Origin of the sequence: Pelagibacterium sp., assembly GCF_048264985.1 — a bacterium.
In the GTDB taxonomy this organism is placed as follows: Bacteria; Pseudomonadota; Alphaproteobacteria; order Rhizobiales; family Devosiaceae; genus Pelagibacterium.
In genome coordinates, this window is record NZ_JBLXCL010000001.1 from 1,597,916 (window position 1) to 1,614,178 (window position 16,263).

Genomic DNA, 16,263 nt, shown 5'->3' on the forward strand with positions numbered 1-16,263 from the left:
CAGGTTCGGAAAAGGACACAATGGTCACTCTTCTCGATACCGTAGGCGCCAAATCACCAAGACACCCCGAAAAGGCCAAGCGTCCCGACACCGAGATGCTCCGTAAGCCTGATTGGATCCGGGTCAAAGCCCCAGGATCGGCTGTCTATCGCGAAACGCAACAGATAGTTCGCGAAAACAATCTTGTCACCGTTTGCGAGGAAGCTGGCTGCCCCAACATTGGCGAGTGCTGGAGCAAGAAACACGCGACCATGATGATCATGGGCGAAATCTGCACGCGCGCATGCGCCTTCTGTAATGTGCGTACCGGTCTGCCAACAGCTCTCGATCCCAAGGAACCTGAAAACGTTGCCAAGGCCGTTGAAAAACTCGGCCTTGAGCATGTGGTCATAACCTCAGTCGACCGTGACGATCTCGCCGACGGAGGTGCACGGCACTTTGCCGACGTGATCCTTGCTATCCGGGCCCGCAATCCAAAGACGACAATCGAAATTCTGACGCCCGACTTCCTGCGCAAAGACGGCGCTTTGGAAATTGTGGTGGCCGCCAAACCCGATGTGTTCAACCACAACCTTGAAACCGTCCCCTCAAAATACCTAAAGGTTCGCCCTGGCGCTCGCTACTTCCATTCAATCCGGCTGCTGCAGCGGGTTAAGGAACTTGATCCACAAATGTTCACCAAGTCAGGGATAATGGTAGGGCTCGGCGAAGAACGTAACGAAGTGCTCCAACTCATGGACGACCTGCGCGTTGCCGAAGTCGATTTTCTGACGATCGGCCAGTACCTCCAGCCGACCCGGAAACACCACAAGGTCGATCGGTTCGTCACGCCCGAGGAGTTCAAGTCCTTCGCCACTGTGGCCAAGACAAAGGGCTTTCTTCTGGTTTCATCCAGCCCCCTCACGCGTTCCTCGCACCACGCGGGAGAAGATTTCGCCGCATTGCGCAAGGCGCGGCAGGAAAAACTCGGACTGGTTTGATGCAGAAGCATTTGGAGCGGCACGTACCGCATTCGGCTGCGCAAATGCTGGCGCTGGTTGCTGACGTCGATACCTATCCGCGGTTCATCCCGCATTGCGAGCGAATGGACGTCAACCGAGACAGCGCGAGCCCGGACGAAAAGTTCGATGCGCGGATGCACATACGTTTCGGTCCAATCAGCCAAGCATACACGAGTCGCATCGTCGTCGACCGAAAAGCCATGACATTGCGCGCCCGAGCCGTTGACGGACCGTTCAGCCACCTCGAGAGCATTTGGCGATTTACTGACGACGGGCAGGGGACAGCCATTGTCTTCGATATCGACTTCAAGATTGCAAATCCGCTGATCCGCTCTGTCGCCGAACCCGCTTTCGCCGCCAAACAGGACGAAATTATGGATGCGTTTGTCGCAGAGGCGCTCAGGCGTTATGGAGCGTAGACTTCCAGGACCATTTCCAGTGCGGCCCGCACTGTAGCTTGGCGAATACCGTCGCGTCCAAGATCGCCGTACTGTTTTTCGCGATGAACAAACTGGCCGGAGTGTGCCAACCCGAAATGGACAAGCCCTATCGGTTTTTCCTCCGATCCACCCCCCGGACCTGCGATGCCGGTCACCGCAATTGCCAGATCCACATCCGTTCTGCGCACTGCTCCTTCAGCCATGGCTCGTGCTACAGGCTCAGAAACGGCCCCGTAACTCTCGATCAATGTTGCAGGCACGTCGATCATCTCAGTCTTGGCGGCATTGGAATAGGTCACGAACCCTCCATAGAGCACTGCCGATGATCCTGAAACCGAGGTTATGGCGGCGGCGATCAGGCCCCCGGTGCAACTTTCAGCGGTCGCCATTGTGTGTCCAGCCAGGATCAATCGATCATTGACCTTCTGCGCAAGCGCGAGCGTCTCGTTGTCAAGCATTGCTCAGCTCCTCGGCACCTCTATGGTGGCGACAGCCTGCGCCGCGATTCCTTCGCCCCGCCCTGTAAAGCCCAGCTGTTCGGAGGTGGTGGCTTTGACAGCAACTCGATCCACACTCACGCCAGCAATCTCGGCTACACGGCTCCGCATGGCGTCCACATGCGGTCCTATCTTGGGAAATTCGCAGATAATTGTCGCATCCATATGGACCACCCGCCCGCCGCGCTGGCGAACGAGACCCACGGCATGAGCAAGGAAAATCGAAGAATCCGCGTCTTTCCAGCTCATTTCGCTCGGAGGGAAATGTTTGCCGATGTCACCATCAGCGAGGGCACCATAAATTGCATCGGAAAGAGCATGCAGCACAACGTCGGCGTCGGAATGACCCTTGAGCTTTGCAGTGTGCGGGATGGAAATATTGCCCAGTTTGACCGCGTCCCCCTCGGCAAAGGCATGAACATCGTAGCCTGACCCAACGCGTGTTTCCATGGACTGTCCCTCAGCACTCATTCGTTCGGCCCGTTCGAAATCACCAGGCAGCGTTATCTTGATGTTGCGGGTATTACCTTGCGCAAGCGCAACGCTAAGCCCTGCCCACTCGGCGATCGCCGCGTCGTCGGTGAACCCATCGCTCATCTCGATAGCGCGCTTATGCGCTTTATAGATGGAATCGAAATGAAATCCCTGCGGCGTTTGGGCAGCAAATAGTTGCGTTCGGTCTTCTGTGCCGCCAACCGTCTTGCCATCGAGCGAACGCTTGATCGTATCAGTTACCAGCGTCACGGGAAGTGCGCCATCGGCATCATCAAGCGCAACAATCACGCTCTCGATCAAACTCGCATCCACAAACGGCCGTGCGCCATCGTGAATGAGCACTATATCCGGCGCTTGGGAGGATAGCGATTCCAGCCCCTTGAGAACAGAAACCTGTCGGGTGTCTCCGCCCGTTACCGGTGCCATAAGACGTGCGTCAGAAAGCCCCATGGCAGCGAACATCTCTTCCTGACCCTCTCCGATTACCGGTACAACCTGATCGATTGCCTTCACTGCGAGCAGCGCATTGAGCGTTTTTGCCAAAAGCGGTTCGCCGGCGACGGGCCGAAACTGTTTTGGAAGTCCTGCAGGACCAGCACGCTCGCCGCGTCCAGCCGCGACGACTAGCGCAGCGATTGTTTTATCTTCACTCATAGGGCGTTACTCGTTACCGACGATGCGTTGCGCAAACTTCATCCGCAATTAAAGCCCCACGCCCGACGAAACAAGGTCAGCACCGCTGCCTTTAGCAAACTGATCCAGCATGAGGCATTGAACGGGATCGAATTTTGACTAATCTGTCACCAAAATTCAGCCACTGTATAGTTTTGAGGCAATAAATTGGCCGAAGATGCCTCTGAAATAAGCATAGGCGACCTCCGTCTGCCAAATCGAGCATTTTTGGCGCCGATGGCCGGAATAACCGACCGTCCGATGCGTGACCTTGCAGCGCGATTCGGCGCCGGCCTTGTTGTATCGGAAATGATTGCCAGCGCCGCTCTCGTCACAGGGCACAAGGAGATGATCAGAAAGCTCACACCGAGCCATGGGTTGCCGCATATCGTGCAACTTGCCGGCTGTGAAGCTGATTGGCTGGTGCGCGGGGCAAAAATTGCCCAAGATGCCGGAGCGGACGTCATCGACATAAATTTCGGCTGTCCCTCAAAGCGCGTAACCAACGGCTTTGCTGGATCCGCCTTGATGCGTGTACCCGATATTGCCCTTTCGTTGGTCGATGCGGTTGTTGCTGCAACGAACCTGCCGGTCACCGTGAAAATGCGGCTGGGCTGGGATGACGATAGCCTCAATGCAGCAGACATCGCCCGCCGGGCCCATGACGCCGGCGTCAAAATGATTACAGTGCATGGGCGCACACGTCAGCAGTTTTATAAGGATACCGCCCGCTGGCACCTCGTCAAACCGGTAACCGAAGCGGTTACCATTCCTGTCGTGGTCAATGGCGACATTACCAGCGCCGAACACGCCGATAGAGCGCTCTCACAATCTGGCGCCAATGCTGTGATGATCGGCCGTGGCGCACAAGGGCAGCCTTGGATTGTGGGGCAGGTTGCGGCACACCTCGGTGGCCGCCGCGCCCCATCGATACCCCAGGGCAGCGAACTGGTCGCGCTGGTCGCGGAGCACTATGAGGACATACTGTCCGAATACGGAACCGAACTAGGTGTCCGCATGGCCAGAAAACACATCGGCTGGTATCTCGACGCCGCCGGCGATATTTCCAACGCAGAACGCCGCCCAATCATGACTGAATGCGATCCGTGCGCCGTTCTGCGCCTCTTGCCGCAACTTTTCGAACTGACATGGAGCCAGGCCGCATGAGCGCGCTCATGGAAATAGATCTGCATGCCTCCATACTTCAGTCTTTGCCCCAGCCGGTCATCGTCTGTGCTCAGAACGGATCCATCGTATATGCCAACTATGCTGCCGAGGCGTTTTTTCACGCATCAGCTTCCATACTGACCCGGCAAAAACTCTCAGATTTCATAGCGTTCGGCTCTCCAATTCTCGGGTTGATTGAAAGTGTTGCGACCAGGCTTGCGCCAATGATCGAGTATCGTGTTCAAGTGGGTACGGCTCGGGTCGTCGAGGATAGGGTCGCCGACGTCTATGCAAGTCCGATTCCGGAAATGCCGGGCCATGCCACGCTCGTTTTCCAGGAGCGAACAATGGCGGACAAAATCGATCGACAGCTGGTTTCACGCGGCGCAGCGCGCTCGGTGACTGGGCTGGCTTCAATGCTTGCCCATGAAATCAAGAACCCGCTATCGGGCATTCGTGGCGCATCTCAACTGCTCGAACAGTCAGCTGTCGGCGACGATAGGGCACTGGCGCGGCTTATCCGCGACGAGACTGACAGGATCGTCGATCTTGTGGACCGTATGGAAGTATTCGGGGACGAGCGCCCTGTCGAGCGCACACCCATCAACATCCACGTCATTCTCGAGCGTGTGAAACTGCTCGCTTCGAATGGAGTTGCCAAGGGTATTACGTTTTCCGAAGATTACGACCCGAGCCTGCCGCCCGTGCTCGGCGATCGCGACCAGTTGATCCAGATTTTCCTAAACTTGATTAAGAACGCCGCAGAAGCCCTTGAAAGAACAGCAAAGGCCGAAATAAAAATTATGACAGCCTTCCGGCCGGGCATACGTATCAGCGTTGCTGGCAACAGCAATCGTGTTTCGCTTCCGCTCGAAATTGTCATTGAGGATAACGGGCCTGGCGTTCCAGCCGACATACTGCCCTTTCTTTTCGATCCCTTTGTCACAACCAAGTTGTCGGGCTCGGGGCTGGGACTTGCTTTGGTTGCCAAGATTGTTGGCGACCATGGGGGCGTCATCGATTGCGACAGCAAGCCGGGCAGGACGCGTTTCCGCATCCTTTTGCCCGTCGCTCAGAAAACTGACCTCAAAGCCGCAGATCAGGACTAGACCATGGCCGGACAGACAATTCTCCTCGCCGATGATGATGCTGCCATCCGCATGGTGCTCAATCAGGCGCTTTCGAGGGCCGGGTACGAAGTCCGGCCAACGGGCAATATTTCGACAATGTGGAATTGGGTAACACGCGGTGAAGGGGACCTGCTCATCACCGATGTCTCGATGCCGGACGGTAATGCGTTCGACGTCATGCCCAAAATAAAGAAGCTTCGGCCCGATTTACCTATTGTCGTGATGAGCGCCCAGAACACCTTCATGACGGCCATCCGGGCCTCGGAAATGGGCGCCTACGAGTACCTGCCCAAACCCTTCGATCTGACTGAAGTGCTGGCAGTTGTCGGACGGGCGCTTGCCGAAGCCAAGCGGCCAGCCCCCGATCGGCGTCAGGACGAGCAGGGCGAAAACATGCCGCTGGTCGGACGCTCAGCTGCCATGCAAGACATCTATCGCGCATTGGCTCGCCTGATGCAGACCGACCTTACAGTGATGATTACGGGTGAGAGCGGTACGGGCAAGGAGCTCGTCGCAAAGGCTCTCCACAATTTCGGAAAGCGCAAGAATGGGCCATTCGTCGCCATAAACATGGCCGCAATTCCGCGCGATCTCATTGAAGCCGAGTTGTTCGGACACGAAAAAGGGGCCTTCACCGGCGCCACATCGCGTTCTTCCGGCCGGTTCGAGCAAGCTGAAGGGGGTACCCTGTTTCTCGACGAAATCGGCGACATGCCCATGGACGCTCAGACCCGATTGCTGCGTGTTTTGCAGGAGGGTGAGTACACAATGGTCGGCGGCCGCACTGCAATCAAGACAGACGTCAGGATTGTAGCGGCAACGCACCGAGATCTCAGCCAACTCATTCGGCAAGGATTGTTCCGGGAAGATCTCTATTATCGCCTGAACGTTGTTCCGATCCGCCTTCCGCCGTTGCGCGAGCGTATCGACGATGTGCCGGATCTCGCTGCAAGCTTCCTGAAGGCAGCGCAACGCGACAATGAGGCGCCCAAAGTGCTTTCATCCGAAGCGCTCAAATTGATGCAGCAGTATCACTGGCCCGGCAACGTGCGCGAACTGGAAAATCTCGTCCGTCGTCTCGCTGCACTTTACGTCGATGAGGTCATTTCGCTCGAGATCGTACAGAACGAACTCAACCTTGCCGACCGTGGGAATTTCTCGTCCAAGCCTGGGCCAGCCGACATCGTTACCGTCATCGAAAGCGAGTTGTCCGAACTGTTTCGTGAATATGAACCCAATTTGCCCCCCGCTGGAGTTTACCAACGCGTGATCGACAAGGTTGAGGTGCCTTTGATTTCAACTGTCCTGAATTTGTGCGCAGGCAATCAGATCAAGGCAGCCGAATTGCTGGGGCTAAATCGAAACACCCTTCGCAAGAAAATTCGCGGGCACGGCATCGAGATCGTAAAACATTCTCGGCAATTGGGCTAAGCGCCGTTCGGAGGTGACTGACCCCAACCGCGGGCGCAGGGACTGTCACATTTTGGCAACAATATTCTTGAACCAAGGGCCAAGTTGGTTCAGACTCTATGTAGCCTGAATGTTTGGCCCCTTAGTACCCGTCAAAATGGAAGACCGCATGCAATCAAGCGCAGCACTCCATAGCGGCCCCGGAGGTATTGCGACGCCCGAGAGCCGGGGCAGTAGAGGCGGCGTGTATGGCGGTTAGAGCAAGCAATCGGCAGCTCTCACGGTCCAGGGATAAGTCAGCTCCCCTCTTCAACGATAACCGCCTGCTTCGGCAGGTGGGGTTTGTTGTTGTCCTGATATCGGTGGTCGTAGCGACAGGCTCATTCCTCGTGATGAGCGGCGCTACAAACATTGAACCGGGGCCCGATGTTTGGACCTGGATCTGGATTGCAAACGCAATTTTGATCACCTTGGTTGTGGCACTGGTTCTGACCGAGCTGGTCATGCTGGTCCAAACGCGTATCCGCAAGCAGGAGGGTGCACGCCTTCAGGTCCGCATAGTCGCGATGTTTGCGATCGTTGCTGCAGGTCCCGCCTTTATCGTTGCCGTCGTCGCCACGCTTTCCCTCAACCAGGGCCTAGACCAATGGTTCTCCGAGCGGATGCGCTCGATGGTGGAAAGTTCTCGGCTGGTTGCCCGTTCCTATATGCTCGAACATGCCCAGGTGTTGCGTGATGATACGATCTGGGTTGCCAGTGAACTCGAAACCGCTCGCGATAGCTACAACAATGATCCTGAGCGCTTTCAACGCATTCTGACGGCGCTTGCCACCACTCGATCGCTGCCATTTACGAGCCTGGTCAACCGGTCCGGCGAAAATGTCATGCGCGCCCAGATCAACGTACAGGGCGCAGTACCCCGCGTTCCCGATGAAGTGTTGCAGGCTGCCGGTGAAAGCGCGCCGACGTTGATCGCGCCGGGCGCAACGAGTTCACTCGTGGGGGCAGTGGTCAAACTGCGAGGCTATGAAGACCTCTATCTTTTCGTCGCCCGTCCTGTTGACCCCGAAGTGCTCGAATATGTGCGGCTAACCGACGAAAATATAACGGATTACCGTCTCTACGACTCTAGCCGGCTGGCTTTCCAGATCACATTTGCGCTGATGTATGTAGGCGTGGCGTTTGTTTTCCTGCTCGCAGCGCTCTGGATCGGCATCGCACTCGCCAACGGTCTGATCGATCCGATCCGCAATCTCATGATCGCCTCAAACCGCGTTTCGAATGGCGATCTCGATGTACAGCTTCCGGTGCCTGAACGGGGCGGTGATCTGCACGATTTGGCAGTTCGCTTCAACAAGATGACGGCCCAATTACGCAATCAGCGGGCAGCCCTTGTTGCGGCCAGTCGCACCAATGACCAGCGTCGTCAGTTTACTGAAGCGGTAGTGGAAGGCGTTTCCGCAGGCATTATTGGTCTTGATGCATTTGGCCGCATTACATTGGTCAATTCCCGTGCCTGCGCAGCGCTTGGTCAGAGCGAATTGGACTTGATGAACCAGGAATTGGCACAAATCACGCCTGAATTGGCCCCGACAGTGCAAAGGGCCCAATCGGCGCGCCGCGGCAGGGTGCAAGACCAGGTACAGCTGTCCACAGGCTTTGACCGTCGCACATATCAGGTGCGACTGACTCGCGAAGGCACAATCACCGAATCCAAGGGGTACGTGGTCACGCTTGATGATATTACCGAACTCGTCGCTGCCCAGCGTAACAGTGCCTGGGCTGACGTGGCACGCCGGATCGCTCACGAAATCAAAAACCCGTTGACCCCAATTCAGCTCTCGGCTGAACGGCTGCGTCGCCGTTACGCCAACAAGCTGGTCGATGACTTCGACGTGTTCGACAAGTGCATCTCGACGATAGTGCGTCAGGTCGGCGACATCGGTCGGATGGTGGACGAGTTTTCATCCTTCGCCCGCATGCCATCGGCAGCAATAGCTCGCGCCGATCTTTCAGATACAGTGCGGCAGGCTGTCTTTCTCGAGAGCGTGCGTCAGCCGGAGATCAACATTAAAGCCGATCTTCCCGATGAGACGATCTATGCCCAATTCGACGCCAGGCTCGTATCTCAGGCGCTGACTAATCTTGTCAAAAACGCCGTTGAAGCCATTGAAACCATTGGACTTGAAACGATACAAGATCCCGAAGTGATAGTGTCTGCGTCAATCCGCGGCGACGAAGCAATCATTGAGGTGAGCGATAATGGCAAGGGCTGGCCGGAGGAAAACCGCCACCAACTTCTCGAACCGTACATGACCACACGCGAAAAAGGGACCGGTCTTGGACTTGCTATTGTCGCAAAGATCATTGAACAGCATGGCGGTCGCGTCGATTTGCGTGACTCTGCTCCTGACACCCATGGCCGGATAGGCGCCTGTTTCGCCTTCACGTTACCGTTGCATGAAAGTGGAAAACAGCCAGCTGTGTCCCAAGGCGACGTTCGAAACATCGACAAAACGACCCAAGAGGAGACATCGCGCGCATCCGCGATGGCAATTAAGTAAATGGCTCGTGACATTCTCATTGTGGACGACGAAGAAGATATCCGGGAGCTGATCGCCGGAATTCTTGAAGACGAAGGCTACGAGCCGAGACAGGCATCCGATGCCGACGGCGCGTTGAACGAAATCGCCAAACGACGCCCCAATCTTGTTTACCTCGATATCTGGATGCAGGGGTCGCGGCTCGATGGGTTGCAATTGCTCGATGTTTTGCAGAACGATCATCCCGATCTTCCGGTGGTTATGATCTCCGGCCACGGCAATGTTGAAACCGCGGTTTCCGCTATCCGCCGCGGCGCATACGACTACATTGAAAAACCGTTCAAGATTGATCGTTTGCTGCTTATTACTCAACGGGCGATAGAGGCAAGCAAACTCCGAACTGAGGTTGCCGACCTTAAGGAGCGCACTGGTGACGAAACCGAACTGGTCGGCGTCTCTGGCGCAATTGCCCAGGTTCGCTCGCTTATCGAAAAGTCTGCAGGAACGCGCTCGCGTGTCTTCATTTCAGGTGGTGCCGGCACAGGCAAGGGCATGTGTGCCCGCCTGCTTCACTTCAAAAGCCCGCGCGCGACTGGCCCTTTCATTGAGATAAATGCTTCGCTATATGCGCCCGACGAAATCCCAGTGGTGCTATTTGGCCGTGAAGTGCGGGAAAAGAACGGACTTCGGACGGAAGTCGGCGCTCTTGAGCGGGCTCACGGCGGAACACTCTATCTCTCGGAAGTTGCCTCGCTGCCTCTGGAGGCCCAAACGTCCCTGTTACGGGCACTTGTCGAAAACAAGTTTACCCGTGTAGACGGCCATGGTCCGGTTCCCGTCGATGTGCGCATAGTGTCCTCAAGCTCGCAAAACGTTGCCGGCCTGATCGATGAAGGGAAGTTTCGAACGGACCTGTTCCACAGGCTCTCGGTCGTACCATTGCAACTCACGTCTTTGCGCGAACGGCGCGAGGATATTCCCTCATTAGTCAGCCTGTTTGTGGCTCAGTTGTCCCGCATGCACAATTTGCCGCGCTTTTTGTTCGGCGATGACGCAATCGCAGTGCTCCAGGGGCAGGATTGGCCTGGCAATGCGCGGCAATTGCGTAATGCCATTGAGCGACTGCTCATTTTGGTGCGCGACCAGCAGCCCGATGACGGCATCATAACAGCGTCGATGTTGCCATCCGATATTTCAGAGGTGCTGCCGACCATCGGCGACACCGACTCATCGGCTCATCTTATGAGCCTACCTTTGCGCGATGCGCGAGAGGTCTTCGAGCGCCAATATCTCATTGCCCAGATAGAGCGCTTTGGCGGGAATATATCGAAAACCGCCGAATTTGTGGGAATGGAGCGAAGCGCGCTACACCGCAAGATCAAATCGCTCGGGCTTTAGTGAGGACTGATGGCGTGCTAACACAAGCGCCCTCGCTTCCATCTGGGACGCTGAAATGAGAGTCATTATCTGCGGCGCCGGCCAGGTCGGCTACGGGATCGCTGAACGCCTGTCGGCCGAAGGCAACGAAGTCACAGTTATCGATAACAACCCTGCATTGGTGCAGCGCGTCCGAGACACGCTCGACGCGCGCGGACTGCATGGTCACGGCTCACATCCTGACGTGCTGGCGCAAGCCGGCGCGCGGGATGCCGACATGCTGATTGCAGTGACACAGGTCGACGAAGTCAACATGACCGCCTGCCAGGTAGCCCATTCGATCTTCGAGGTGCCGACCCGCATCGCGCGGATCCGTTCCCAAAGCTATCTCGACCCCGAATGGAGCAACATGTTCTCTCGGGACCACCTGCCAATCGATGTGATCATCTCGCCTGAAGTCGAAGTGGGCGAACTGATTCTGCAGCGCATGGCCTATCCCGGCGCCAACGAAATCGTCACTTTCGAGGACGACCAGGTTGTCGTGATTGAGGTCAACGTCACTGAAGACTGTGCGGTGATCGATACACCCCTGCGCCATCTCACCGATTTGTTTCCCAATCTGCAGGCCACGGTAATGGCCGTGCGTCGCGATGGCGAAATGCGGATAATTCACTCCCATGAACAGATGATCGCAGGCGATCAGGCTGTCGTGGCCGTCGCACGCGATCAGGTACAGAGGGTGCTAGGGCTGTTCGGGCGTGATGAGGCGCCGCCGAGCCGGGTGGTCATCGCCGGCGCAGGAAATGTTGGCCGCTATGTTGCACGCCGGATCGAGGAAACCGATCCAACGGTTTCAATTCGCATCATCGAGAGCAATCGCGAGAACGCACAGCGTACCGCTGAGGCCATGAAGCACTCGATCGTCGTCTTCGGCGACGCGCTGGCCGAAGACATCATGCGCGAAGTCGACATCCGTGACGCTCACATGTTCCTTGGGCTCACCAATGACGACAAGACCAACATCCTCTCGTCTGTCATCGCCAGTGAAATGGGCTGTCACGCCAATATTGCTCTTGTCAATCAGAGCCAATACCCGCGGGTCGCGCGCCGCTTGGGCGTAGATGCCTTCATCAATCCACGAGCCATCACAGTCTCCAAGGTACTACGCCATGTCAGGCGCGGCCGCATCCGGGGCGTTTATACGCTCGGTAATGGCGCTGCAGAAATTCTCGAGGCCGAAGCGCTGGAGACGTCAACCCTGGTGGGCAAGCCGCTCCGCGAGTTTAAACTTCCCTCTGGGATTCGCATCGGCGCCATCGTGCGCGGTAGTGAGTCGATTATGCCCACAGGCGACACCATAGTGCGTGCAGGCGATTTCGTTATCGTCTTTGCGCTGGCAGCGAGTCTGCGTCAGGTTGAGCAGATGTTCCGGGTCAGCATCGACTTTTTTTAATATTCCACGCGCGAGGGGATGGGTTTGCCCACCATCGGAATTCTTTCTGCCGGTGTGTTCGGGGTGTTCGCGCTCTCATTGGTGCTGCCGTTATTCGTTGCCCTCGTGGAAGGAAATTTGCGCGCGCTCGAAGCCATTTTTCTTGTCGCCATCGGCTATGGCTTCCTGTCGGCAGTCACGATCCTTTCCCTGAGCAGGCGCGTTCGCACACTCAACAGGGCAGGGGTGTTTATGGCGGCCATCACCGTATGGCTGTCATTGATCGCTGCCGCAGTCCCTTTGTTCATTCTTGTTGAGGGCCAAGCCCTGATTCCAGCGATTTTCGAGGCAAGTTCAGCTGCAGTCACCTTGGGTGCAACATTGCGCCCGCCAGCAGATATTTCTCCGTCGATGACGTTCTATCGCGCGACGGTGGCATGGGTCGGCGGACTAACCACGCTAACCCTGGCGGTGTATGTGCTGGGACCCTATCGTGTCGGAGGGATTCCCAACGCCAATCTGCGACAAGTCCAGCATTCGCGCACCGAAAACGATCCCCGCATACTTGTCACGCTGCGCTCGATAGCCGTTCCTTACCTCACGCTGACGATTTTTTGTGCCATGCTGCTTATCATCGTCCGTGTGCCGGCCGACGATGCCATCGTGGTGGCAATGAGCATGTTGTCGACCAACGGATTTGTGCCGCCAGGTTCAACCCAGTCTGTGCTCGACAACCGGCTGGCGGAAACTGTCATGATGGTTTTCATGCTGATCGGCGCCACAAGCATTATCTGGCATCGGCTATTAATCGGGCGCGTTGGGAGAGATTCCCGCGAGCATCATGAAAGCGTCCGCTATCTTGTCGCCATTGGCGCCTTGGTCGCCCTTGCCATTCTTGCATCGATCTTTGCCCCACCGGCTGGCCGATACGGCCTGGATAGCGCATTCAACTATGTGTTCGACATGGTCTCGATCGCTACTACCACTGGCGTAACCCATGACCAACGCCTCGGTGTATCGATTCCGTTCGAGGCAATTTTGATTATAGTCTTTATCGGCGGCTGCTCATATTCGACAGCAGGCGGAATCAAGGCCTTCAGGCTGCTCACGATGCTCAAACATGTAGGCAACGAACTCGATAGGCTCGTATATCCAAGCGCAATCCTGCGCGACGATGTGCAGTATGACACCCAGCAACGCATCATCGCCAAATCGGTTTGGAGCACATTCTTTCTCGGCATAGTAGCCGTGACCATAGCACTGTTGATTTTTGCTGCGCAGGGTCACTCATTGCCTGCTGCTATGGCCATCGCTGCCGGTTCTTTTTCTCAGGTAGGCAATGTTGTCGACTCAGCAATTCCTGGCCTCTCGCAAGGCGTAGCTTCCGACGCGACATTGCTGACCATCTCGGCGCTCGCGGCGATCGCTCGCATTGAAATCCTCGTCGTGTTGGCGGCAATTACTGGAAATCGCTGGTAATTCCGCTCTAGGCTCGCTCCACGAGATATGCAATAGTTGCGGCGTTGACATTAAATGCGTCGAAATGAGCAGCGCGGCACCCAAGCTGGTTGTCATTCAAAAAGCAGGTCGGGGCGTCTGACCGGTGCCTCATGCCCGACGCAAACAAGAGGCCGAACAATGCCCAGTGAAAAGGTTCAGAACCTTCAGGATGCGTTTCTCAATCACGTTCGCAAGAACAAGGTGCCGGTGACGATTTTTCTCGTCAACGGCGTCAAACTACAGGGCGTAATCACCTGGTTTGATAATTTCTGTCTGCTGCTGCGTCGCGATGCTCAGAGCCAGCTAGTTTATAAGCACGCAATTTCAACGATTATGCCGGGCGCGCCCATTCAGCTGTTCGACCCCGAGAGCAATACCGATTGATCGATAAAGAAGAAGATGAAGACGGCAAGGGCTTCGTAGACCTTCGCGAAGTCCCCACACGCACTGGACTTGTCACCCCAGACGTCAGGCATAGCCGCTATTCCAGACCGGCTGAAGCGCGGCATGACGAGTTTATCGGACTTGCCGCTGCAATTTCGCTCGACCTCGTGTTCACCGAAATTTTCCGCGTCCGCGAAATCAAGCCGGCGACCTATCTTGGTGGTGGGCAGGTGCAACAGCTTGCTGAATGGGCCAAGGAAAAAGAGATCGAGTTGCTCGTCGTCGACGCGCCACTCTCTCCCATCCAGCAACGCAATCTTGAGCGCGATGTCGGCGTGAAGGTGCTCGATCGCACGGCGCTTATTCTTGAGATATTCGGTGAACGGGCGGCAACGCGAGAAGGTGTGCTACAGGTCGAACTGGCTCACCTCAACTACCAGAAGGGCCGCCTCGTAAGGTCTTGGACCCATCTCGAGCGTCAGCGCGGTGGCGGCGGGTTTCTCGGGGGCCCCGGCGAGACCCAGATCGAATCGGATCGACGCCAGATCCAGGACCGCATCCTCGTTCTCGAACGCAGACTCGAAAAAGTCCGACGCACCCGTCAGCTCCAGCGTGGTCCACGGGCCGCAGTGCCTTACCCCGTGGTCGCACTGGTTGGTTACACCAATGCAGGGAAGTCGAGTCTTTTCAACGCAATTACCGGCTCTGGCGTGATGGCAGAAAACCTGTTGTTCGCCACGCTCGATACGACTGTACGCCGCGCCGCGCTTCCACATGGACGTGACATTATTCTATCGGACACTGTCGGTTTTATTTCGGATCTACCGACCGATCTTGTCGCCGCGTTCCGCGGGACGCTCGAAGAAGTTACGCAAGCGCAGGTCATTTTGCATGTGCGCGATATTTCCAACCCCGACCATCCTGCCCAGGCCGCCGACGTGCTCTCGGTCCTGGCCTCACTTGGCGTCACAGGCGAGACCACTCCGATCATCGAAGTGTGGAACAAGATCGACAATGTTCCGGCTGAGGCGACCGACGGCCTCGCGGCAATTGCACCAGCGGGCAAGGTTGCTGCGAGTATCCCAGCTTCAGCGGTGACTGGGCAGGGCCTGCCCGAATTGTTGTTGGCTGTCGAAAAAACGCTCGCCCAAGACTCACGCCTGTTCAGCGTCCTGATCCCACACGAATCGAGTTCGGAAACCGGTTGGCTTTATGCGAACGCCGAAGTGGTTGAACGCGGAGAGCCTGACGATGAAGGCACGCGCTATAAAGTGCGCGTTCTTCCGCGACATCGCTCCGAATTTTCAGAGAAATTTGCAGGTCGAATTACCGGACTTGATGGATCAGGCTGATTTATCGGCCCTGCGGATTTCGTTCCAGTAGCGATCAAGCCGCTCGAGCCCAGCCTCTGAAATCTCAGCCCCATCTTCTCTGCACCGAGCTTCGACATGCTCGAAGCGGCGAATAAATTTTGCGTTCGCATCGCGAAGCGCGGCCTCCGGGTCGATGCCGGCATGACGTGCCAGATTTGCGACGGCAAATAACAGGTCGCCCATTTCTTCAGATTTCGCTGCCTCGTTGTCTCCGACAAGTGCTTCTTGAACCTCGCCAAGTTCCTCTTCGATCTTGGCGACGACCGACTTTGTATCGGGCCAGTCAAAGCCCACGCGAGCGGCACGCTTGGCGAGTTTTCCGGCTCGGGTCAAAGCTGGCAGTCCGGTTGGGACGTCGTCGAGCAGCGATGGTGATTTCTCGCCACCACGTCGTTCGGCCTTTCTTGCCCGCTCGGCAGCCTTTATCGCCTCCCAGCGGTTCTCACTCGATGCTGCAGTACCTGCCTCATCGTTAGCGAAGACGTGAGGATGACGGCGGATCAGCTTTTCGGTGACTGCATAAATCACGTCGCCGATCTCGAACAAGCCTACTTCCTTGGCCATTTGCGCGTGATAAATGGGCTGCAACAATAGATCTCCCAGCTCGTCGCGAAGGTCTTCGTAATCCTCACGCTCGATGGCATCTGCCACTTCGTAGGCTTCTTCTATCGTATAGTGTCGGATTGACCTGAAATCTTGCTCGACGTCCCACGGGCAGCCGGTTTCCTTGTCGCGCAGGCGCGCCATGATCTCGATGAGGCGGGAAATATCGCGGGAAGGCTGCATAAGATGACCTTGAGAGTGGAGAGGATGGGTTCGTATTAACGGTCGGGCGAGTAGGC

General features: G+C 56.5%; 14 protein-coding genes. 11 read left to right on the forward strand and 3 right to left on the reverse strand.

The window, feature by feature from the left end:
- Window positions 1-20 precede the first annotated feature (20 nt).
- Together lipA and ACN0TA_RS07875 are read left to right on the forward strand one after the other, a co-directional pair.
- Window positions 21-980 carry a lipoyl synthase gene (lipA, locus tag ACN0TA_RS07870; protein WP_417581490.1) on the forward strand — a complete coding sequence of 320 codons (960 nt, stop codon included), beginning with the start codon at window positions 21-23 and terminating at the stop codon, window positions 978-980.
- Complete coding sequence (locus ACN0TA_RS07875; RefSeq protein ID WP_417581492.1) at window positions 980-1,420, forward strand: type II toxin-antitoxin system RatA family toxin; 441 nt, start codon at window positions 980-982, stop codon at window positions 1,418-1,420. Before lipA ends, ACN0TA_RS07875 begins: the two co-directional genes overlap by 1 nt.
- Here the strand turns inward: ACN0TA_RS07875 and ACN0TA_RS07880 are convergent.
- Complete coding sequence (locus ACN0TA_RS07880; protein ID WP_417581494.1) at window positions 1,408-1,899, reverse strand: CinA family protein; 492 nt, start codon at window positions 1,897-1,899, stop codon at window positions 1,408-1,410. The two genes, ACN0TA_RS07875 and ACN0TA_RS07880, sit on opposite strands and share 13 nt — an antisense overlap.
- 3 nt (window positions 1,900-1,902) lie before the next feature.
- On the reverse strand, window positions 1,903-3,087 hold the full coding sequence (locus tag ACN0TA_RS07885; RefSeq protein WP_417581496.1) for a bifunctional 2-C-methyl-D-erythritol 4-phosphate cytidylyltransferase/2-C-methyl-D-erythritol 2,4-cyclodiphosphate synthase: 1,185 nt from the start codon (window positions 3,085-3,087) through the stop codon (window positions 1,903-1,905).
- Between the two features lie 186 nt (window positions 3,088-3,273).
- Here ACN0TA_RS07885 and dusB point away from each other — a divergent pair, with 186 nt between their 5' ends.
- The 9 genes from dusB (at window position 3,274) to hflX (ending at window position 15,400) form a co-directional block, all read left to right on the forward strand.
- Window positions 3,274-4,272: a tRNA dihydrouridine synthase DusB gene (gene dusB, locus ACN0TA_RS07890; RefSeq protein WP_417581498.1), complete on the forward strand. Its 999-nt coding sequence runs from the start codon at window positions 3,274-3,276 to the stop codon at window positions 4,270-4,272.
- Window positions 4,269-5,381 carry a two-component system sensor histidine kinase NtrB gene (locus ACN0TA_RS07895; protein ID WP_417581500.1) on the forward strand — a complete coding sequence of 371 codons (1,113 nt, stop codon included), beginning with the start codon at window positions 4,269-4,271 and terminating at the stop codon, window positions 5,379-5,381. The genes dusB and ACN0TA_RS07895 overlap by 4 nt, the downstream gene beginning before the upstream one ends.
- Window positions 5,382-5,384: 3 nt before the next feature.
- Window positions 5,385-6,833: a nitrogen regulation protein NR(I) gene (gene ntrC, locus ACN0TA_RS07900; protein ID WP_417581502.1), complete on the forward strand. Its 1,449-nt coding sequence runs from the start codon at window positions 5,385-5,387 to the stop codon at window positions 6,831-6,833.
- Between the two features lie 227 nt (window positions 6,834-7,060).
- Window positions 7,061-9,376: an ATP-binding protein gene (locus tag ACN0TA_RS07905; protein ID WP_417581504.1), complete on the forward strand. Its 2,316-nt coding sequence runs from the start codon at window positions 7,061-7,063 to the stop codon at window positions 9,374-9,376.
- Window positions 9,377-10,753 carry a sigma-54-dependent transcriptional regulator gene (locus ACN0TA_RS07910; protein ID WP_417581506.1) on the forward strand — a complete coding sequence of 459 codons (1,377 nt, stop codon included), beginning with the start codon at window positions 9,377-9,379 and terminating at the stop codon, window positions 10,751-10,753.
- 55 nt (window positions 10,754-10,808) lie between these two features.
- Window positions 10,809-12,185 (forward strand): Trk system potassium transporter TrkA, encoded by a 1,377-nt coding sequence (gene trkA, locus ACN0TA_RS07915; protein ID WP_417581508.1) that lies wholly within the window; start codon window positions 10,809-10,811, stop codon window positions 12,183-12,185.
- Window positions 12,186-12,209: 24 nt separating this feature from the next.
- On the forward strand, window positions 12,210-13,643 hold the full coding sequence (locus ACN0TA_RS07920) for a potassium transporter TrkG (protein ID WP_417581510.1): 1,434 nt from the start codon (window positions 12,210-12,212) through the stop codon (window positions 13,641-13,643).
- 159 nt (window positions 13,644-13,802) lie between these two features.
- The gene (hfq, locus tag ACN0TA_RS07925) at window positions 13,803-14,048 is read left to right on the forward strand and encodes an RNA chaperone Hfq (protein ID WP_014130571.1); all 246 of its coding nucleotides are present in this window, start codon (window positions 13,803-13,805) and stop codon (window positions 14,046-14,048) included.
- Window positions 14,045-15,400 (forward strand): GTPase HflX, encoded by a 1,356-nt coding sequence (gene hflX / locus ACN0TA_RS07930; protein WP_417581513.1) that lies wholly within the window; start codon window positions 14,045-14,047, stop codon window positions 15,398-15,400. Before hfq ends, hflX begins: the two co-directional genes overlap by 4 nt.
- Here hflX and mazG read toward each other — a convergent pair.
- Entirely contained in the window at window positions 15,392-16,207 is an 816-nt protein-coding gene (mazG, locus tag ACN0TA_RS07935) for a nucleoside triphosphate pyrophosphohydrolase (protein ID WP_417581515.1), read from the reverse strand. The two genes, hflX and mazG, sit on opposite strands and share 9 nt — an antisense overlap.
- Window positions 16,208-16,263: the final 56 nt, after the last annotated feature.